At 48.1% G+C, this 18,906-nt stretch carries 16 protein-coding genes; 15 read left to right on the forward strand and 1 reads right to left on the reverse strand.

All coding sequences use genetic code 11. The features are described 5' to 3' along the window. The first annotated feature begins 12 nt into the window (after window positions 1–12). The 7 genes from pgsA to BLS14_RS24015 all read left to right on the forward strand — a co-directional run bounded on the left by pgsA (window position 13) and on the right by BLS14_RS24015 (window position 5,383). On the forward strand, window positions 13–591 hold the full coding sequence (gene pgsA, locus BLS14_RS23985) for a CDP-diacylglycerol--glycerol-3-phosphate 3-phosphatidyltransferase (RefSeq protein ID WP_090954369.1): 579 nt from the start codon (window positions 13–15) through the stop codon (window positions 589–591). A 41-nt stretch (window positions 592–632) separates the two neighbouring features. Then, window positions 633–1,115, forward strand: coding sequence for a GNAT family N-acetyltransferase (locus BLS14_RS23990; protein WP_072734098.1), 483 nt, complete (start codon window positions 633–635; stop codon window positions 1,113–1,115). Window positions 1,116–1,137: 22 nt separating this feature from the next. Beyond that, window positions 1,138–1,563: a GNAT family N-acetyltransferase gene (locus BLS14_RS23995; protein WP_090954371.1), complete on the forward strand. Its 426-nt coding sequence runs from the start codon at window positions 1,138–1,140 to the stop codon at window positions 1,561–1,563. A 40-nt stretch (window positions 1,564–1,603) separates the two neighbouring features. Then, the gene (locus BLS14_RS24000) at window positions 1,604–2,041 is read left to right on the forward strand and encodes a GNAT family N-acetyltransferase (RefSeq protein WP_076289992.1); all 438 of its coding nucleotides are present in this window, start codon (window positions 1,604–1,606) and stop codon (window positions 2,039–2,041) included. Window positions 2,042–2,147: 106 nt separating this feature from the next. Next, entirely contained in the window at window positions 2,148–2,570 is a 423-nt protein-coding gene (locus BLS14_RS24005; protein ID WP_256336654.1) for a hypothetical protein, read from the forward strand. A 199-nt stretch (window positions 2,571–2,769) separates the two neighbouring features. Continuing rightward, window positions 2,770–3,990 (forward strand): RtcB family protein, encoded by a 1,221-nt coding sequence (locus BLS14_RS24010; protein ID WP_090954373.1) that lies wholly within the window; start codon window positions 2,770–2,772, stop codon window positions 3,988–3,990. A 214-nt stretch (window positions 3,991–4,204) separates the two neighbouring features. Continuing rightward, a complete protein-coding gene (locus BLS14_RS24015; protein ID WP_079696479.1) occupies window positions 4,205–5,383 on the forward strand; it encodes a DUF4272 domain-containing protein in 1,179 nt (392 codons plus the stop codon). A gap of 112 nt (window positions 5,384–5,495) precedes the next feature. Here BLS14_RS24015 and BLS14_RS24020 read toward each other — a convergent pair whose 3' ends face one another. Next, window positions 5,496–6,536 (reverse strand): LacI family DNA-binding transcriptional regulator, encoded by a 1,041-nt coding sequence (locus tag BLS14_RS24020; RefSeq protein ID WP_256336655.1) that lies wholly within the window; start codon window positions 6,534–6,536, stop codon window positions 5,496–5,498. A gap of 521 nt (window positions 6,537–7,057) precedes the next feature. Between BLS14_RS24020 and BLS14_RS24025 the strand changes: the two genes are divergently transcribed. From BLS14_RS24025 to BLS14_RS24060, 8 genes are all read left to right on the forward strand, one after another. Beyond that, a complete protein-coding gene (locus BLS14_RS24025) occupies window positions 7,058–8,434 on the forward strand; it encodes an ABC transporter substrate-binding protein (protein ID WP_256336656.1) in 1,377 nt (458 codons plus the stop codon). Between the two features lie 116 nt (window positions 8,435–8,550). Further along, on the forward strand, window positions 8,551–11,478 hold the full coding sequence (locus BLS14_RS24030; protein ID WP_090954376.1) for an extracellular solute-binding protein: 2,928 nt from the start codon (window positions 8,551–8,553) through the stop codon (window positions 11,476–11,478). Between the two features lie 75 nt (window positions 11,479–11,553). Next, on the forward strand, window positions 11,554–12,465 hold the full coding sequence (locus BLS14_RS24035; protein ID WP_064641001.1) for a carbohydrate ABC transporter permease: 912 nt from the start codon (window positions 11,554–11,556) through the stop codon (window positions 12,463–12,465). Between the two features lie 2 nt (window positions 12,466–12,467). Beyond that, window positions 12,468–13,331, forward strand: coding sequence for a carbohydrate ABC transporter permease (locus BLS14_RS24040; protein WP_064639582.1), 864 nt, complete (start codon window positions 12,468–12,470; stop codon window positions 13,329–13,331). Window positions 13,332–13,342: 11 nt separating this feature from the next. Further along, window positions 13,343–14,809, forward strand: coding sequence for an NHL repeat-containing protein (locus tag BLS14_RS24045; protein WP_090954378.1), 1,467 nt, complete (start codon window positions 13,343–13,345; stop codon window positions 14,807–14,809). Further along, on the forward strand, window positions 14,790–15,410 hold the full coding sequence (locus BLS14_RS24050) for a Yip1 family protein (protein WP_090954380.1): 621 nt from the start codon (window positions 14,790–14,792) through the stop codon (window positions 15,408–15,410). Before BLS14_RS24045 ends, BLS14_RS24050 begins: the two co-directional genes overlap by 20 nt. 14 nt (window positions 15,411–15,424) lie before the next feature. Beyond that, entirely contained in the window at window positions 15,425–18,010 is a 2,586-nt protein-coding gene (locus BLS14_RS24055; protein WP_090954382.1) for a DUF5696 domain-containing protein, read from the forward strand. Beyond that, window positions 18,007–18,906, forward strand: a complete 900-nt coding sequence (locus BLS14_RS24060) for a carbohydrate ABC transporter permease (protein WP_090954384.1) — start codon at window positions 18,007–18,009, stop codon at window positions 18,904–18,906. The genes BLS14_RS24055 and BLS14_RS24060 overlap by 4 nt, the downstream gene beginning before the upstream one ends.

The raw sequence follows: 18,906 nt of genomic DNA on the forward strand, positions 1-18,906 counted from the left end.
GGGAGGTTTTCCATGAACCTGGCTAACAAGATTACCCTGGCAAGAATGACATTGATTCCTTTATTTATGTTGTGCTTCATCCCGTTGCCATCATGGATACTGGAGTCGAGTGAACTTATTCGTTTTTTGGATCAGCATGGTCTGGTGATTGGCGTTATTATTTTTACACTGGCTGCGGGTACGGATAAGCTGGATGGGTATGTGGCCCGAAAATATAATCAGATCACCAATCTGGGGAAATTGCTTGATCCACTGGCAGACAAACTCTTGATTTCGGTTGCACTGATTATGATGGTTCAGGAGAATCTGATCGGTTCATGGATTGCTGTGATCATCATTGGACGTGAAATTGTCATTACAGCACTGCGTATGATTGCGAGTGAACAGGGAATTGCCTTGGCTGCTGATCGATATGGCAAAATCAAAATGGTGCTGCAGGTGGCAGCCATCATCGCTGTATTATTGAATAATTTTCCGTTCAGTTTGCTGACAGATGTGCGGGTTGATATGATTTTATTATGGCTGGCGGCAGGAGTTACGCTGTTCTCAGGATTGAACTATATCTTAGTAAATTATAGACTACTGAAATAAAGAACCCCTGCGAAACCTAACGGAAAGAAGGAAATAATCTCATGTTATCGATTCATAAGGCGGATTACCAACATAAATCAACTTTGCGTAATCTGATGGAGTTGTACAAATACGATTTTAGTGAGTATGACCCGGAAGATGTTAACGAAAACGGGTTATATGAGTATGTGTACCTGGACCATTATTGGACAGAAGCGGGCAGATATCCTTTTTTGTTTCGGGTAGAAGGACAATTGGCGGGATTCGCACTGATTCGTGAAATCGAGAGTGAACAGGGAACGAGTATATACGCTATGGCAGAGTTTTTTGTAATGAAAAAATACAGAAAGCTGGGAATGGGTGCGCAAGCTGCCATCCATGTGTTCAACCTTTTCCCTGGGACATGGAAAGTAGCGGAGATGGAGACGAATGAGCCTGCTCAGATTTTCTGGCGTAAGGTCATCGCACGCTATACCGATAATAAATACCAAGAGGTTAGAGAGCCTGACTGGGAAGGTCCTATTCAGATGTTTACCACGAAGTAATGACGAGAAGGAGGAGAAGAGGATGTCCCAAATAAACATCAATCCAAGTACTTCAGAGGATTCAGAGTATGTTCGCCAGCAACTTATCGCATTTAATGCTGCGCATGTGAGCGAGGAATTAAGGCATCGTTACGAAGAACTGAATTTCAATATCAAAAATGAGACCGGCGAGATAGTTGCAGGTGTGCTTAGTACACTTTGTTGGAACTGGCTGGAGGTTGATATTCTTTGGGTGGATGCAAATCAGCGGCAACAAGGTTATGGTTCCCAGTTGCTACGTGAGGTTGAACGTATTGCGCGCGAGAAATCCTGTGACTTCATCCAATTGAACACATTCTCATATCAAGCACCTGAATTTTACAAGAAGCATGGCTACCAATTGATCACAACGATCGAGAATGCACCGACCGGACACAGTCATTGTTATTTTAAGAAGGACCTAACGTAAGACAGCGTATGTGAAATAGGGCAAAATCAGGAGGATTATTATGGTTACCATTAAAGCAATCGAACTTGAGGATCTACCGGCGCTAAGTCAGTTATACAACGAATTGATGGGTACACCGACTAATGAACAACAGATGCAGAAGATGTTTCACTATATCCAGCAAAATGGACACTACCATGTACTCGGTGCATTTTACAACGGCGAACTGGCCGGATCAGTTATGGGTATTGAATGTATGGATCTGGCAGGGCAGTGCAATCCCTTCATGGTTGTGGAGAATGTGATTGTATCCGATCAGGTACGCAGACAGGGAATTGGTCAGAAGCTTATGCTTCAGATTGAGCACATTGCGAGAGATCTTGGATGTGAATACATGATTCTGGTGTCTGGTGATCAGCGTAAAGAGGCTCATATTTTTTATGAAAAGCTGGGCTTTAAAGATGAGAAAGTTCAGGGTTATCGGAAGCATTTTAATTAATCAATATAGCACGGAAAATGTCTAATCGGTAGAAGGACTACTTAAGGAGCAGGGCGAATAAGGCATAGTCTCGAAATAAATGAACTGATATGAGGGAGGCACTCTCGTGTTCAAAAAATGGGCTAATGTCTTGATGATTCTGAGTTTGGTATTCGCTGTATGTTCCCCAACATCCTATGCCGCTGCCAAGACGGTTAAAGTAACCGTGACGCTTGTCAGTGCAGAACTGGTGGAAAACAATTCCGTTGGTAATGAATGGGCCATTGGGGCAAGTGTGAACGGCAAGAGCCTGGAGGAGGGTTCGTCGGTTACGTTGAACCTGAAACCTACAGATACGCTTAAATTACAAGCGAATGCCGAAGAGCAGGACAAAATTCCTGATCTGGGAAGCAAAAGTATGAACGTTAAGGTTTCCTCCATTACCAAATCAATCAACAAGACTCTATCGGTTGTCGTGACGGAGAACAGGGGCCGTTATTCGGGTAACACAGCGATGTGGGAGTTCAAGTTTAAGATCAGTAAGAAATAAAATTGGGACTGATCATGTAAAAGAGAGCCTAGCTCTCTTTTTTTACTTTATACGGATATCTTTGAGCTGAAGGAATGTATAGTTTCGGGAAGGGTCCCTCTTTGGTAAAATAAAGAAAGTTGTGGGCGGGGACTTATATGTTTCAATGTACATATTTAATTGTAAGTTTTAATGAAGACAAAAGGAGGTTAACCAGATCATGCGTATCGTAGATAACATTAAAGTCTGGGGGGAGCCGCTGGAGAATGCGGTAAGTCAGGCGGTGACTTGCTCGCAGTATGGAGATGTACTGGGCGTGGCTCTAATGGCAGACCATCACAAAGGATATTCACAGCCCATCGGGGGCGTAGTTGCCTACCGGAACATGATCAGTCCGTCAGGGGTTGGATATGATATTGCCTGCGGTAACAAGGCAGTGCGCACCAACCTGATGTGGGATGATATCCGGGATCAGATTGCTTTGATTATGGATGATATTAATGCGACCATATCCTTCGGTGTAGGACGCAACAATCCAAATCCTGTGGAGCATGAGCTGTTCGACGATGCCAGCTGGAAGCTGTTTGATTCCATTGAGCCTGGACTACAACACAAGTTGAAGACACTCGCGCGCAACCAGCTCGGGACTGTGGGCAGTGGTAATCATTTTGTTGATATTTTTGTGGAAGAGGCGACGGGTAAAGTATGGATTGCAAACCATTTTGGCAGTCGTGGCTTTGGGCATAAGGTCGCCAGTGGTTTTCTGAATCTGGTTGCCGGACGTGCGTTTAGTGGCAAAGCGCCGGGAGAATCGATGGACCAACCACCAACACTGTTTGACCTCAAGAGTGAAATGGGTGATATGTATTGGGACGGGATGACATTGGCAGGCCGTTATGCGTATGCAGGGCGCGATTATGTGATTGAGCAGGTTCTCGGCATCCTCGGAGCGAGCGCAGAATATTCGGTTCATAACCATCATAACTTTGCCTGGAAAGAACAGCATATGGGCGAAGACGTGGTGGTGGTCCGCAAAGGAGCAACGCCGCTGGCACCGGGCCAGCTCGGTTTTGTGGGCGGAAGCATGGGAGATATCTCGGTGATTGTGGAAGGAATCCACAGCGAAGAGAATACCGAGTCTTTCCGCAGCACCGTTCATGGTGCAGGACGCACTATGAGCCGAACCCAGGCGGCTGGCAAAATGAATTACAAGCTGCGTACACGCATGGGCGGCGAGATCAGCGAGGAACAGATGCAAGCGGCGATTCGTGCCTATGGTGTGGAGCTTCGGGGTGCAGGAACGGATGAAAGTCCATTTGTGTACAAGAAGCTGCAGGACGTGCTGAATGCGCATGCGCATACCTTGAAAATCAACCATATCCTGCGTCCCGTAGGTGTCGCGATGGCCGGAGGTAATGAATTCGACCCGTATAAGGACTAGTTAGATATGTTCAACTCAACATTTACACAACAACGGAGAGGACAGAAATAACCTGAAGAAGCGAAGTGTTCGCCTTTATCCCCGGATTTTTCCCTTTGGAGAAGGGAATCAACAAAATCTGGGGATAACAGCGATCGGAAGGTTGTTCTGTCATCGGAGTGCCAGTGTAAATATTTATTAGTTGAACTTATATAGAAAGAAGAAGGTGAACCTCATGAGAAATTGTGCAATATACAGCTCCCAGTTTGACCTGGATCAGCTGTTTGAAATGATTCAATCCATATACCCTCAGGATACAATTGAGCGTAAGGAAGACAAAACCCATATTCAAGTTACACGTAAGAAGTTATTTAGTAAGAAGACAAAGGGCTTCAATATCATGACGAGCCAGACCCACCCTGAAGAATTTACTGCAATGATTCAGGGGATGCTGGGATTTCTAAGTCAGATTGAGGGAAAGAATGCTGCGCTACAGGAAAAGGTACTTATTAAATGCTCTACACTGAATATGGTTGTTGGGATCGAGACAGAAGAAGACATTTCCGAAGAATTCTTTAATGAATTATTGCATCTGGCCGATGCCCTGGATGCAGTCATCTTCTGGGGAGGTGGCTCCTTGCTGAATGCGCAAGGTCAGCTGCTGTTGGATGTCAACGGAGAATCCGAAGTAGAGGATTACAAAGTGACAGCGCACACCAGTTTTCTGGATGATGCCAGACCCCCGTCGGAATCTGCAATGCAGCGTAAAGAGCGCTCCGAGCAGCTTCTAACGGAGCAAGGAATCCCATTCAATGTTCATTTACCTGCAAGAGCGGGGGATGAGCATACAACGATCCGCAGTGTAGAACAAGTCGCAGATCGCGCGGTAGCCCTCTGTATTGCAGCTCTCAAGGGTGAATGCCTGGGGGCGGGGGAGAGCGCAGAAGATACAGCAGCGCTGGTCCAGGAAGTGATCGACAAGTATGATGCAGCTTCATTCTTTTCACCTGTGGAGAGAAGATTTGTGGAGCAGCATGGGGCAGAGCATCAGGAGGTTATCTCCTTTTCATGGGGATATGAGGCTTATCATGTGATGTTATGGGCGCTTGGCTACGTCAAGGAACTTGGAGCTCCGGTAAATCTTTGTAACGTAGGACAAGATGTAGGGTATTTGCAGCAATGTGACGATGTTGAAGCCTTTGTAGCCGGGGCACAGCTTCGCTCCAAAAGTGAGATTTTGGATGCAGCGGATCTAATCTACCGGTACAACTGGGTGTGTGTAGACAGTCGTGTGAAGGAGCAAACACCTCCCGGGGGTCTGAATGGGGGAGTGGCCTACGAACGTCACCGTGCGCTCAATTGGCTGATCTGTTATCTGGATCAAGATTGGGATGATGTCCGGACAGATACGTAGAATGGACTTTTAACATCAACTATTTTTTATTTGACATTCAAATTCAAATACCCCCAAGCCAGCCGAACACTGGATATGGGGGTGTTTTGGTGTCTATGGTTACCTTGCCGTTTTATCCGCTATGTCTTCCGTACTGTTCCCGAATCATCACATCAGCAAGAATCAGCTTTTTCTCCACACTGCTCTCAGGGTTTACAATTCGCCATAACATCTGGTCAACCGCACGCGCACCAAGCAATTCCTTGTTCACATTAACTGTGGCGAGTACAGGGATATTATCATACACATTATCGAAACCGGTGACTACGCACTGGTTGGGTACACTAATCCCAATACTCTCCAGAGCTTCGATGGTGTATAGCGCATAGAAGTCATTGGCACAGACAAAAACCTCAGGCAAATTCCCCTCATGAATGACCGAAGTGAACGTCTTTCGAAAATCATCCACATCCGGGCTGCTTAGTTCGGGGATCTGATTCATTTCCAATCCATGACCCATTAATACCGAAGTATAGGCGACCCATCGTTCATAGAAGCTGTGCGCATCACTGGTATTTCCAACAAACTGAAACCGTTTGAATCCCTTGCGCAGCAAATAGAGCATAATGTCACGCATGGAAGCAAAGTTGTCTGTGAAAATACTGTCACTGTGAAAGACGGGGTCCAGATGATCCACCATGACAACAGGAATGCCCAGACGCTTAATTTCAAGTAGAATGGGTGTGGAGATAGAACCAACCGTAATAATGCCCCGAATGGCATCCGGATTCAGCAACGTGAACAGTTGATCCGCAGAAGGCTCTGTCAGAGTAAGAATATTGATGCCTTTCTGGTTCAGTCTGGAGGATATCCCGTTAAAGACAGGCCCCCAATATACGGATTCCTGATTCTGATAACGAACATTAGGAAACAAAATCAAAATGGTGCCACTCCACCGCGTGTTTTGCGGGTCCTGAAGTTCATTGCTGCTATACATATCACCAGACAACATGCTGTTATCTTTGAAATATCCAAGTTTGCCAGCGGCCTTAAGAATAACGTCCCGTGTCTGCTCACTAACACCTGATTTTCCGGACAGTGCTCGTGAGACCGCAAATTTCGACAGACCTGTAAAATGTGCAATTTCCTGAATTGTTACCTTCGTCTTCATCATACCATCCTTACACTCGTAGTTCTGCCGTATTCCTTACATTGTGCAATAAAGCTGTTTCTAGTATATCATGATGTATTTCTCTTAATCTAATAACGGCTGTAGAAGTGAAAATGTTAGTGTTCCATACATGTAACGACGAAAATAGACCTTGGCTAATGGACATGTTGCAAGAGAAAAAGACGAATTTTGAATAGGTTATTATCTTTTTGTTATTTTATAAAATAACAAAATAATCAAAAATGATTTTCGTTTTGGATATGGAAGTACTCAGAATGGTATTCGGATAATATGCTATATCATAAGGTATTAAAGCGATATAACAGCATTTTATCAGAATAATTAGAAAATGTTAACAATAAAAATGTTGACGCTTACATTATGCTATGTTAAATTTTGTTTGTCAAAACCAAACGGTAAAATAACAAATGGTGGTGGTCGTCGAATTTCATTAGGGTAAATGAAAGTCAGGGAGTTATGCCGGACCATGATTTGTATACACATTCGGGGAGGTTGTTAAAATCGTGACTAGAAAATGGAACGTTTTGCCGCTCATGTTATTGGTCGTAATGCTTTTTGTATCCGCTTGCAGTGGTGGGGGGGCGGCTCAGCCAGCTGATGATGCACCAGCGAATTCGGGCAATAGCACTGGAACCGTCGAAACAGACAAAGAAGGCGGAAAAGAAGAAGTGGCCGTAAATGTACCTGATTTGGGTGGACGTGTCATCAAGGTTGCGGCCTGGTGGGATCTAAAGCCAGCGGGGGAGACCGCATCGGATAAGGCTAGACTGGATAAAATCGCTGAAGTCGAGAAGAAATACAACGTGAAAATTGAGTTTGTAAACGTGCCATTCGAAGAATACATGAACAAATTTACCACGACAGCGCTGGCTGGCGAACCGTTCGCAGACATCGTTCAGATGGAGTACAAATCCGCATTACCCGCCATCCTCAAAGGGCAACTGCTTCCGATCTCCGAATTCACCACAGCTGAGAATAACATCAACCAAGAGGCAAACCTGATCACGAAATTCCCTGCCATCGCAGGCAACTACTACGCATTTGAATCTCCAACCAGCATCGGTCTGGGACTTCACTATAACCGTGACTTATTCAAGAAGTTGTCGCTGCCTGATCCTCAGGAGCTATACAACAAAGGCGAATGGAATTGGGATAAATTCATGGAACTGGCGAAACAGGCGACCAAAGATACGGATAACGACGGAAAAATTGACGTATACGGGTTCTCTGGCTGGGCCATCGACGTACTTCGTCACTTTACTGCAGCCAATGGCGGCACGATCGTAGACGACGAACATTCAAAAGAAGGATTATCCGATCCGAAAACGATTGAAGCTGCCGAATTCGTCAAACGCCTGTATAACGTCGAGAATGTTGTGAAAGTCAAAACAGGCGACAAAACGAACTGGGAGGAAAGCAACACATTCAAGGATGGAGATGTGGCTTTGTTCACTGCTGCGGAATGGCAGTTGGGCGATATCACCTTTGCTGCTGGAGTCGTACCAATTCCGAACGGTCCTCAGGGTAACAAGGATGTAACATACGCCAACAACGCTGCCTCAGCAAAATTCATTCCCAAAGGTGTGGAAGATCCTAAAATTGTATACCAAATCTATGAAGAAACCTTCGACATTCCGCAGATTGAAGAGTACCCAGGTCAGGATTACCTGGAAAGCCGTTATACCGACGAGAAGGACATCGCTATGATTCGCGAGCATATCGCGGGAACGGGCCGCATCCTGCTGGATGACGCCTACGCGGGTTATCCAATCGGTGACTATGTAAACGACATTATCAAAAACAATGCTTCCGTTACAGCAACAGCTGAGAAGTATAAAGCACAGGCACAAGCGGCAGTCGATAAACTTGGCAAACAGTAATACCAGCATGATTCAGACAGGGGTGCCTCGTGTCCGGGCTCACGCACGGGTACCTCTTTTCCTGTATCACCATTTAAGCATTGCTGGCATCAGCCTTGATGAGGAGGGCTCGTAGGATGGCTGGAATTCTACAACGAAAGAAATGGATCCTGCCCATAGTCATTGCAGCAGCGGCAGTCTGCATTATACTTTTGCTTACTTCCGGTGCAGGTGTAAAGAGTGCAGTTGTGCCTTCTGGCAGTTTGCCTGCCATTAAGGTGGATGCCATCTTGCAGCAGACGAGGCAGAAGAACGGATATGAACAATATCTGTCCCAAGCAGGCGAGGCCTCACGTCCGAATGTGGATATGACCATCGAAGCAGGAGACTACATACGGGCAGAGGGTGAAGAGGTACGCAAGCTGAATAATTATGAGGGCAGGCCGGGTGTATCGCTTCATACTGGGGAGACAGGCGAGATCGACTGGGTAGTTGAAGTACCGGAAACCGGGCTGTACAACCTCTCTGCTGTCTATTTTCCCGTAGAAGGCAAGAGTTCGGCCATTGAGCGTGCATTGTACATTGACGGTGAACTTCCGTTTGCGGAAGCCGCCTATTTGCAGTTTGACCGGGTATGGGGCAATGAGAAACAAGCTGTTGAACAGGATAATCAGGGCAATGATCTTCGTCCAAAACAAGTGGAGAAGCCCCGCTGGATGGAGGAAACATTTCAGGACTCGGACGGGTATGAACAGGCTCCATTCAAATTCTATCTGGAAAAAGGGAAGCACACGTTAACGCTGAAATCCTCTCGCGAACCCATGGTAATTCGATCCATACGACTATTCAACGAGAAGCCAGCCGTTGCTTATGCGGAAACCGCGGGGGCCAAGCAGATGGGTCCTTCCGGTCAGCCTAAGGATGTGCTCATCCGAATTGAAGGGGAAGCGGCTGTTGCCAAATCTTCACCTACGTTATATCCAACCAGTGAAAGATCAAGTTCAGCCGTATCTCCGTACAGTGCTTCCCAAGTGCGTATTAATACGATTGGTGGCTTTAACTGGCGTCTGCCAGGACAGTGGATCGAATGGGAAGTGGATGTGCCGGAGAGTGGACTTTATCATATTGGTTTTACCGCTCAGCAAAATTTTGTCAAAGGCATCTATTCCACACGCAAGCTGACCATCGATGGCAAGATTCCGTTTGCGGAGATGACGAAAGCCCCGTTCCGTTACCAAAGCGACTATCGCATTGATGTGCTGGGCGGTGAGGATGCTTACAAGTTCCAGTTGGATAAAGGCAAACATGTCATTCGGCTGGAGAACAGCCTGGGCGACTTCGCACCACTTATTCGCAATGTGGAGGACAGCCTGTACAACCTGAACTCCATGTACCGGAGAATCCTAATGATTACAGGCACCAAGCCGGATGAATTCCGGGATTATCGGGTGGAGAAGCAGATCCCAAATCTGCTGGAGGTGTTTAGCGGAGAAAGCAAACGTCTGAAGGAAGTTGCAAGGCAACTTCGTCTTCTGTCAGGCCAGTCCAGCGATCAGGAAGCGTTGATCAAAACGATGGCCCAACAGCTGGATGAGATGATCGATAAGCCGGATACCATTCCAAGAAGACTTGCCGCTTACAAAACGAACACAGGCGGACTGGGGACATGGGTGCAGCAGGCTCGCGAGCAACCGCTTGAGATTGATGCTCTCTATGTAGCTTCATTAGACAGCAGCATTCCCGGAACGGGTACGGGTCCACTGGCGAAGCTTGGTCATGAAGCGAAGACATTCTATCACTCGTTCTTCATTGATTATAACCAGATCGGGAACGTAGCCACATCAGAGGATCAGCGCACGGTGACGGTCTGGATCGGCAGTGGCCGTGATCAGGCGAACACGATGAAAGCGATGATTGATGAGACATTCACACCGGAGAGCGGCATCAACGTCAATTTGAAGCTGGTCAACATGGGTACGCTGTTGCCAGCCACCTTGTCGGGTGAAGGACCTGATGTAGCGATGCAGATCGGCAATGATCTGCCGGTGAACTTTGCGATGCGGAACTCGGCGGTGGATCTCACCCAGTTCAGTGACTATACCACGGTAGAACAGGAGTTTAGAGACAGTGCCATCGTACCGTACGCCTATGATTCAGGCGTGTACGCCCTGCCGGAGACACAGACCTTTAATATGTTGTTTTATCGAAAAGATGTGCTTGCAGAGCTGGGGCTTGAAGTTCCTCAAACGTGGGATGATGTCGAGAGCCTGCTGGCGATTCTGAGTAAAAATCATATGGAATTTGGCATGCCGGTGGTGGCCCAAGCCAACATTCAGGGGGTCAATATCCCGCCTAACTCGCAGTATGCCACAATGCTGCTGCAGAACGGAGGCTCCTTCTATCGGAATGACGGCAAGGAATCGGATCTGGACTCGCGCATCGGTATTGAGACCTTTAAGAAGTGGACAGAGTTTTATACCGATTACAAGCTGGAGCGGGAGTATGACTTTGCCAACCGTTTCCGGACCGGACAGATGCCGATTGGTCTGACGGATTACACGATGTATAACCAGTTGTCTGTATTTGCACCGGAGATCCGTGGATTATGGGGATTTGTTCCGGTTCCGGGGACTGTGCAGCCGGATGGAACATTGAATCGGGACGTTCCGGGTGGCGGCAGCGCGGTCATGATGCTGGAGAGCGCCAAGGACCAAGAGGCCGCGTGGGAGTTCATGAAATGGTGGACCAGTACAACGGTTCAGGCTGAGTTTGGCCGCGAGATGGAAGGGCTGATGGGTGCGGCTGCGCGTTATCCGACAGCCAACATCAAGGCACTCGATTCACTTCCGTGGCCTGCTGAGGATTATGCGAATCTGAAAGCACAATTCGAGACGGTAAAGGGCATTCCCGAGGTGCCTGGCGGTTATTTTACCGGACGCCATCTGTTCAATGCATTTTACAAGACGGTTGTTGGCCAAGTGGAAGCCAGGGAATCCATCATGGATTACACCCAGTATATTCAGGACGAGATTCGAGTCAAGCGTAATGAATTTGGTCTTCCGTAAGTAGAGGGAGGGTTAACAGTGTCACAAATATCACTCCGAGACGGACAAAACAGTCCTCCTGAGAAAACACCAGGCATGGGCATGAAATCATGGTGGTCCTGGAAGCTCAAGGAAATGAAGGCCAGCAAACATTCCTATGTACTGCTAGCTCCTTATATGATCCTATTCATCATGTTCACTGTGATTCCGGTGGTCATCTCCATCATACTCAGCTTCACTTATTTCAACATGTTGGAGTTTCCGCGTTTTATTGGCTGGCAGAACTATACCCGGCTGTTTCTGGAGGATGACGTATTTCTGATTGCTATCAAAAATACGTTGCTGTTTGCCATTATTACCGGACCCATCAGCTATATTGCCTGTTTCGTATTTGCGTGGATCATTAATGAATTAACACCCAAATGGAGAGCGTTCATGACGCTGATTTTCTATGCGCCATCCATATCGGGGAACGTCTATTTTATCTGGCTGATGATTTTCTCGGGGGATCGCTACGGTATAGCCAATGGACTGCTGATCAAATGGGGATTTCTGCTGGAGCCAATCCAGTGGTTGAAAACGGAAGCCTACATTATGCCAATCCTCATTCTGGTGCAATTGTGGCTAAGTCTTGGCACAGGCTTTCTGGCGTTTATCGCCGGTTTGCAGACCGTAGACCGGACGTTATATGAAGCAGGTGCGGTAGATGGAATCAAAAATCGCTGGCAGGAACTCTGGTATATTACCCTGCCTTCGATGCGCCCGCAATTGATGTTCGGTGCGGTCATTCAACTTACGACCTCATTCGCGGTGGCGGATGTGTCCATTGCGCTGGCGGGGTTCCCAAGTGTGAACTATGCGGCGGAGACGGTGGTGACCCATTTGATCGACTTTGGTACAACGCGGTTTGAGATGGGATACGCCTCGGCGATTGCAACCGTGCTGTTCATGATTATGGTGGGCACCAACCTGCTGGTACAGAAACTGCTTCGAAGGGTGGGAGAATAGCAATGGCTGCAATTGCGACAGGCAAAAAGCGGGTCAACCGCTCTTTATCAGGAAGCATCTCCCTGTTTGCCCTTCTGCTCGTATTTGGTGCTTTCATGGTGCTGCCGCTGATCTATGCGATCAATAATGCGTTCAAACCGCTGGATGAGATTTTTACTTTTCCACCCACACTATTTGTCAAAAATCCAACGTTCAGCAACTTTACGGATCTGCTGAATCTGCTGAGTGACTCGTGGGTTCCGTTCTCACGATATATATTCAACACGGTATTTATTACGGGCATTGGCATCGTGGGCCATGTACTGCTCGCTTCGGCAGCGGCGTACCCACTCGCCAAGCACAAATTTCCGGGCAAAGTGTTCATGTTCCAGGTTGTTGTGCTTTCCCTGATGTTCACACCTGCCGTGACGGCCATTCCCAACTATATGATCATGTCATGGCTGGGTTGGATTGATACGTATTGGGCCGTCATTATTCCGGCATTTGCCTATTCATTGGGTCTGTATCTGATGAAGCAGTTCATGGAGCAGATCCCGGATGCGTTGCTGGAAGCAGCCAAAATTGACGGTGCTAGTGAATACCGGATTTTCTGGTCCATTGTCATGCCCAATGTAAAGCCAGCTTGGCTCACCTTGATCATTCTGCTGTTCCAGATGCTGTGGGGCAGTGATGGCAATGGATACATCTACAGTGAACAGCTCAAGACCTTGCACTATGCGGCGGGTCAGATCATTCAGGGCGGGATATCCCGGGCCGGGGCAGGAGCTGCGGTAGCACTTATTTTGATGAGTGTGCCCATTACGCTGTTCATTTTCTCGCAGAGCCGCATCATTGAGACGATGGCGAGTTCGGGCATGAAGGAATAAGGGGGAACGATATGGCACGCACAGTGAAAAGATGGCTTGTTCTCCTGGCGGCAGTATCGCTGCTGCTGGTGAATGCCGTGCCTGCGGCGGCCTCCCCGGCGCCGTATGAGAGTTATAACTACAACTACTGGAAAGAGGCCGTTCCTTCACCGGATGCCTATCTGCCCAAGCAAACCATCTCGGGCAGTGACCTGGGCATTGGCGAATTCAAAGACCCCGGTGATGTAAACGTTTCTCCCTCCGGGCAGATTTATATTTTGGACAGTGGCAACAGCCGAATTGTTGTCCTGGACGCGGATTATAAGCTGCTGCGGGTGATCGAAGGATTTATGATGGACGGCAGCAAGGAGAGTTTTAATACGCCAGGTGGATTATTCGTGGATGAAGAGGATCGAGTATACATCGCTGATACGGGGAACAGCCGTGTAGTTGTCCTGGATGCGGAAGGTCAGCTGGTCCATACGATTACGAAGCCGGAGTCCGATATCCTCGCGACCAATTTTCAGTTCCAACCGCTGAAATTGACTGTGGACCGGGTAGGCCGCGTGTATGTGGTGGCTCAGGGTGTTTACGAAGGAATTATGCAGTTTGACGAGCGCGGCCAGTTCATTGGTTACGTTGGTACGAACAAGGTGGAACGCGACTACGGCGAATACATTTGGCGGATGCTCTCAACCAAAGCCCAGCGGGCGCAGATGGTTTTGTTTGTACCGACCGAGTTTTCCAATGTCGATATCGACACCAAAGGGTTCGTATATGCGACCAATATCGACCCGGGTTCCAGCGAACCGATTAAACGTCTCAATCCATCCGGCGAGGATGTGCTGAAGAGATTTGGTTATTTTGAAGTCAAAGGAGATATCAGATTCCGCAATAACCCGGGTCCGTCCAAACTGATTGATGTGAAGGTACTGGGCAACGGTATGTACAGTGTGCTGGATGCGACGCAGAACCGGGTGTTTACTTACGATGATGAAGGTCATCTGCTCTACGTATATGGAGGCAAAGGAAATCAGGTGGGAACGCTCAAAACACCAGTCGCCATGGAACAATCCGGGGATCATCAATTGGTACTGGATCGGGGGAAAAGCAATCTGGTTATCTATGAGCCAACACGGTTTGGAGCCAGCGTGAATGAGGCGGTTGCCCTTCATTATCAGGGTGAGGATACGGAGGCTGTTCATATTTGGAAAGAAGTGCTGAAGTTGAACGCCAACTATGATATCGCCTATATCGGTATCGGAAAATCCTTGCTGATGGAGAAGAAAAACGAGGAAGCTCTGGGTTATTTCGAACTGGGTATGGATCGCAAAAGTTATTCTGTCGCGTTCAAAAGATATCGGCGAGAGATGATGAAGGAACATTTCGGCACCTTTCTGACGCTTGCCATCGCACTGATTTTCATTCTGATCCTGGTCCGAGTGGCGGTTAAATGGAGACGGAGGAGGCAGATTGACCGTGAAGCAGGATTACATTAAGTTTCCGCTGCATCTCATTTTTCACCCCATTGATGCATTCTGGGATATCAAGTCGGATCAGCGGGGCAGGTTGACCGTTGCTTTTGGAGCACTGGCGCTTACCATTATCCTGATGATTTTGCAAAAACAATACGCCGGGTTTCTAGTGAATTACATCGATCCTCGTACAATCAACAGCATAGGAGAGATCGCAACGGTTGCAGTGCCGTTCTTTCTTTGGTGCATAGCCAATTGGGCTGTAACCACCCTGATGGAAGGTGAAGGGAAGTTCAAGGAGATTTTTCTGGCAACAGGATACTCACTTATTCCGATTATTTTGATCTATGTCCCGATGATTATCATCAGCCGGTTTATGGTACAGGAAGAGACGGCGTTTTATTATTTGTTTAATAGCATCGCGTTCTTCTGGTTCGTGCTGCTGCTCTTCATTGGCACGATGACGGTACACCAGTACACCGTGATCAAAACGATCCTGACGATGCTGCTGACGTTAATTGTCATGGGCATAATCGTGTTCCTCGGAGCATTGGTGTTCAGCATGTTGCAGCAGTTATATGAATTCGGTTACAACATCTACCGCGAGTTGATTTTTCGGACCTAAAGGAGGCGGCATCCGTGAACAAAAGGCAACGAATATATACGGTGCTGGCCAGTGGTGTTGCTGTGATCCTGCTTACAGCCGGACTGCTGTATATCAATAACAGGGGAGTTCCAGCCGTGGAGGCAACGACTTATCTTGAAGCAACAACAGAGGCTATGCCAACCGAGACGGAATCATTGCAATTCCTTACCGATTTCTCGCAGGGGGTGCCGGGTATGCAACTGGTCGCCGAGGATCAGGGCCTGGCTCTTTATTACAACGAGGAGACGACGGAAATTGCCGTTCGTGATGGAGCGAGTGGACAGATCTGGTACAGCAATCCGAACGAACGTAATCAGGATGGCCTGGCTTCTGCTTATGAAAAGGAAGTGTTGTCCTCCCAGCTGAACGTGTCATTTCGGGATGCGATCGGTACACTGGAGAACTTTCCGAACTTTAGCTCCAGCATCAGCAACAAACAGTTCGCAGCTGCCAATGTGGATCAGGGCATTCGTGTTACATACACGCTTGGGGATACCTCGCTAGGCATTGATGCTCTGCCCAAACTGATCAGCAAACAGCGTCTGGAGGAGAAGGTCCTTTCGAAACTGGATGCCACAGTCGCAAGATATACATCTGCCCGCTACTATCCAACCAAGAACAATCCGGATGTGCTGGAACGGTTGGATGGACAGATATCAAAGCAGCTTGTACTGAACAAGATGCTGGATGCCTTTGAGACGGCGGGTTACACCGCTGAAGATCTTGCTTTTGACAATGAGGAGAATGGAGTCGAAGGCGGGGGCACATCGGATAAACCAAGCTTCGTCATTCCGGTGGAATATCGGCTGGATCAAGGTTCGCTGGTTGTAACCGTGCCGCTAAGTCAGGTGAAAGAGAGCGGTCAATACCGTATTCGTAATATCGATCTGCTCGCTTACTTTGGTGCCGCCGATACGAAAGGTGAAGGTTATATGTTTGTACCTGACGGTTCAGGCAGTCTGATCCATCTGAATAACGGAAAGGTCAATGAGGAGCAGTACGTACAGCGTGTGTACGGTGCAGATCCGAATGACAATTCACTCAGTCGCCCGCAGGTTAGTGAATCTGTGCATATGCCTGTCTTTGGTTTGAAGAACGGTGAACATGCCTGGTTTGCCGTGATTGAAAAAGGGGATGGCATGGCCAGTATCTCTGCGGACATTGGAGGCAGGCAAAATAGCTATAACCACGTCTACGGCACGTTCTCCCTGCGGGGTGAGGATGAGTTGGAGATGTATACCTCGCAAAAGATGCAGGAGATTCAGCTACTAAGCGAGGAACCATTCCGCGGGGATATTCAGGTGCGATACCATTTCCTTAATGGTAAGGATGCCAGCTATTCCGGTATGGCCCGTTTGTATCAGCAGCAATTGGTTGGGCAGAACGTACTGAAACCGCTGGAGGACGAATCAGCCTTGCCTTTTTACGTGGATGTGTTAGGTGCAGTGGACAAAAAAGCTTCATTCCTGGGTGTACCTTATCGGACCACATTGGCTATGACGACATATGAACAAGCGGCTGAAATGGCTGCGAGGCTGCAGCAGGAAGGTGTGAACCGCGTGCAGATGCGGTATCAGGGATGGTTTGGCGGAGGTTTCAGTCACCATACACCGACCCAGGTCAAGCTGGACAGTGAAGTGGGCAGTCGTTCCGAGTTGCATGATCTGTCTGAACAACTGAAGCAGTCCGGTGGAGCGTTATTCCCTGATGTGGCGTTTCAGCGTATTTATCACGACGATTGGAACTTTGCCCCTTCCTCAGATGCAGCGCGATTTGTCACCAAGGAGACAGCTGAACTGTATCCATACAGTCCTGCCCTCAACCGGATGGATCAGAGCAAAGACAGTTATTATCTGTTGTCGGCCGCCAAGCTGCCGTATGTGGTGAGCGAGTTTGCCGGGAAAATCAACAAATTGGAACTCAGCGCATTATCGCTGCGTGATCTCGGGCAGGTATTGAGCTCGGATTATCGGGATAGTCGTGTCATCCACCGGGAGACCGCGAAGAACATCGTGAAGGAGCAGCTGGGCAAGCTGCAGCAGGAATATCCAAACATGATGTTATCATCCGCTAATGCGTATGCGTGGGGATATACGCAGCATATTGTTAATGCTCCCTCAGGCTCCAGTCGGTTCAACATTACCGATGAGGAAGTTCCTTTTTATGAGATGGTCATTCATGGATATATGGACTACGCTGCTTCCGCAATGAATACGTCAGGGGATCAGGATCTGCGCAAACAGCTGCTCCGCAGTCTGGAGCTGGGATCAGCTCCGCAGTTTCAATGGACGTATGAACCATCGTCCAAGCTGAAGCTGACCAGTTATGATTCGGCTTATGCCACTGACTTTGCCTATTGGGTAGATGACGCAGCAGCCTTATACAAGGAAGCGAATGAGGTATTAGGTCATTTGCGGAACCAGCCAATAACCGAGCATGAACGAGTTCAGGATGGCGTGGTGCGTGTCACATATAGTGGCGATGCAACGATTTTGGTGAATTACACGGCTGATCCGGTAACGATTGATGGAATTACCGTTGGCGGGGCGGACTATGCAGTGGAAGGAGTGAACCGATGAGAACCCTTCGTTTATCCTTGAAATCACGGAGAGCGCTGCTTGGCCTTGCGTTTATTTCGCCCTGGTTGATTGGTTTCATCTTCTTGTTCGCTACGCCGCTGCTGCAATCGATCCGGTTCAGTTTCAGCAATCTGTCGGTTGCCCCAGGAGGCTATGTACTGGATTTTGTCGGTTTGAAAAATTTCAAAGATGCCATCCTGGTCGATGCAACATTTAACCGGATCTTGGTGGATTCGGTCGGAGCGATGCTGCTGAATGTGCCGATGATTCTATTCTTCAGTTTATTTACGGCGACACTGCTTAACCAGAAATTCAAGGGCAGAACGATGGCACGTGCGATCTTCTTCCTGCCGGTCATTCTGGCCTCCAGTGCTGTGGCGGCGGCCGAGTCCGCAGGTCTGATCAATCTGATGGGAGACATCAGTGCAGTGGATACGTCGGCGGAGGGGGGAGCTTCGTTCAACGTCGTTTCAATCGTGCGAATGCTGAATGATGTGGGGCTGCCAATGGCATATGTCGATTACATCGTTGAAGCCATCATGCGCATTTACGATATTGTCAGCAGCTCTGGCGTACAGATTCTGATCTTCCTCGCTGCGCTGCAATCGGTACCCGGCTCGATGTATGAAGTGGCCAAAATTGAAGGTGCAACGGCCTATGAATCCTTCTGGAAAATTACGTTTCCGATGGTGAGTCCATTGATCCTGACGAATGTCATCTATACGATTATTGATTCCTTTGCAGGCAGCCCGGTGACGGAGGCCATCTACCAGACGGCATTTAAAACCCAGAACTTCGGCCTGAGTTCAGCCATGTCCTGGCTGTATACGCTGGTCATCGGTCTGGTATTGGTTGTTGTGGGATGGGTACTGTCACGACGGGTTCATTACAACTGA

Source organism: Paenibacillus sp. OK060, from assembly GCF_900101205.1.
GTDB lineage: Bacteria > Bacillota > Bacilli > Paenibacillales > Paenibacillaceae > Paenibacillus > Paenibacillus marchantiae.

Bases quoted from the DNA above. Each gene is read 5' to 3' on its own strand.
- pgsA (WP_090954369.1), top strand. From the start codon at position 13: ATGAACCTGGCTAACAAGATTACCCTGGCAAGAATGACATTGATTCCT.
- BLS14_RS23990 (WP_072734098.1), top strand. From the start codon at position 633: ATGTTATCGATTCATAAGGCGGATTACCAACATAAATCAACTTTGCGT.
- BLS14_RS23995 (WP_090954371.1), top strand. From the start codon at position 1,138: ATGTCCCAAATAAACATCAATCCAAGTACTTCAGAGGATTCAGAGTAT.
- BLS14_RS24000 (WP_076289992.1), top strand. From the start codon at position 1,604: ATGGTTACCATTAAAGCAATCGAACTTGAGGATCTACCGGCGCTAAGT.
- BLS14_RS24010 (WP_090954373.1), top strand. From the start codon at position 2,770: ATGCGTATCGTAGATAACATTAAAGTCTGGGGGGAGCCGCTGGAGAAT.
- BLS14_RS24015 (WP_079696479.1), top strand. From the start codon at position 4,205: ATGAGAAATTGTGCAATATACAGCTCCCAGTTTGACCTGGATCAGCTG.
- BLS14_RS24020 (WP_256336655.1), bottom strand. From the start codon at position 6,536: ATGATGAAGACGAAGGTAACAATTCAGGAAATTGCACATTTTACAGGT.
- BLS14_RS24030 (WP_090954376.1), top strand. From the start codon at position 8,551: ATGGCTGGAATTCTACAACGAAAGAAATGGATCCTGCCCATAGTCATT.
- BLS14_RS24035 (WP_064641001.1), top strand. From the start codon at position 11,554: ATGGGCATGAAATCATGGTGGTCCTGGAAGCTCAAGGAAATGAAGGCC.
- BLS14_RS24040 (WP_064639582.1), top strand. From the start codon at position 12,468: ATGGCTGCAATTGCGACAGGCAAAAAGCGGGTCAACCGCTCTTTATCA.
- BLS14_RS24045 (WP_090954378.1), top strand. From the start codon at position 13,343: ATGGCACGCACAGTGAAAAGATGGCTTGTTCTCCTGGCGGCAGTATCG.
- BLS14_RS24060 (WP_090954384.1), top strand. From the start codon at position 18,007: ATGAGAACCCTTCGTTTATCCTTGAAATCACGGAGAGCGCTGCTTGGC.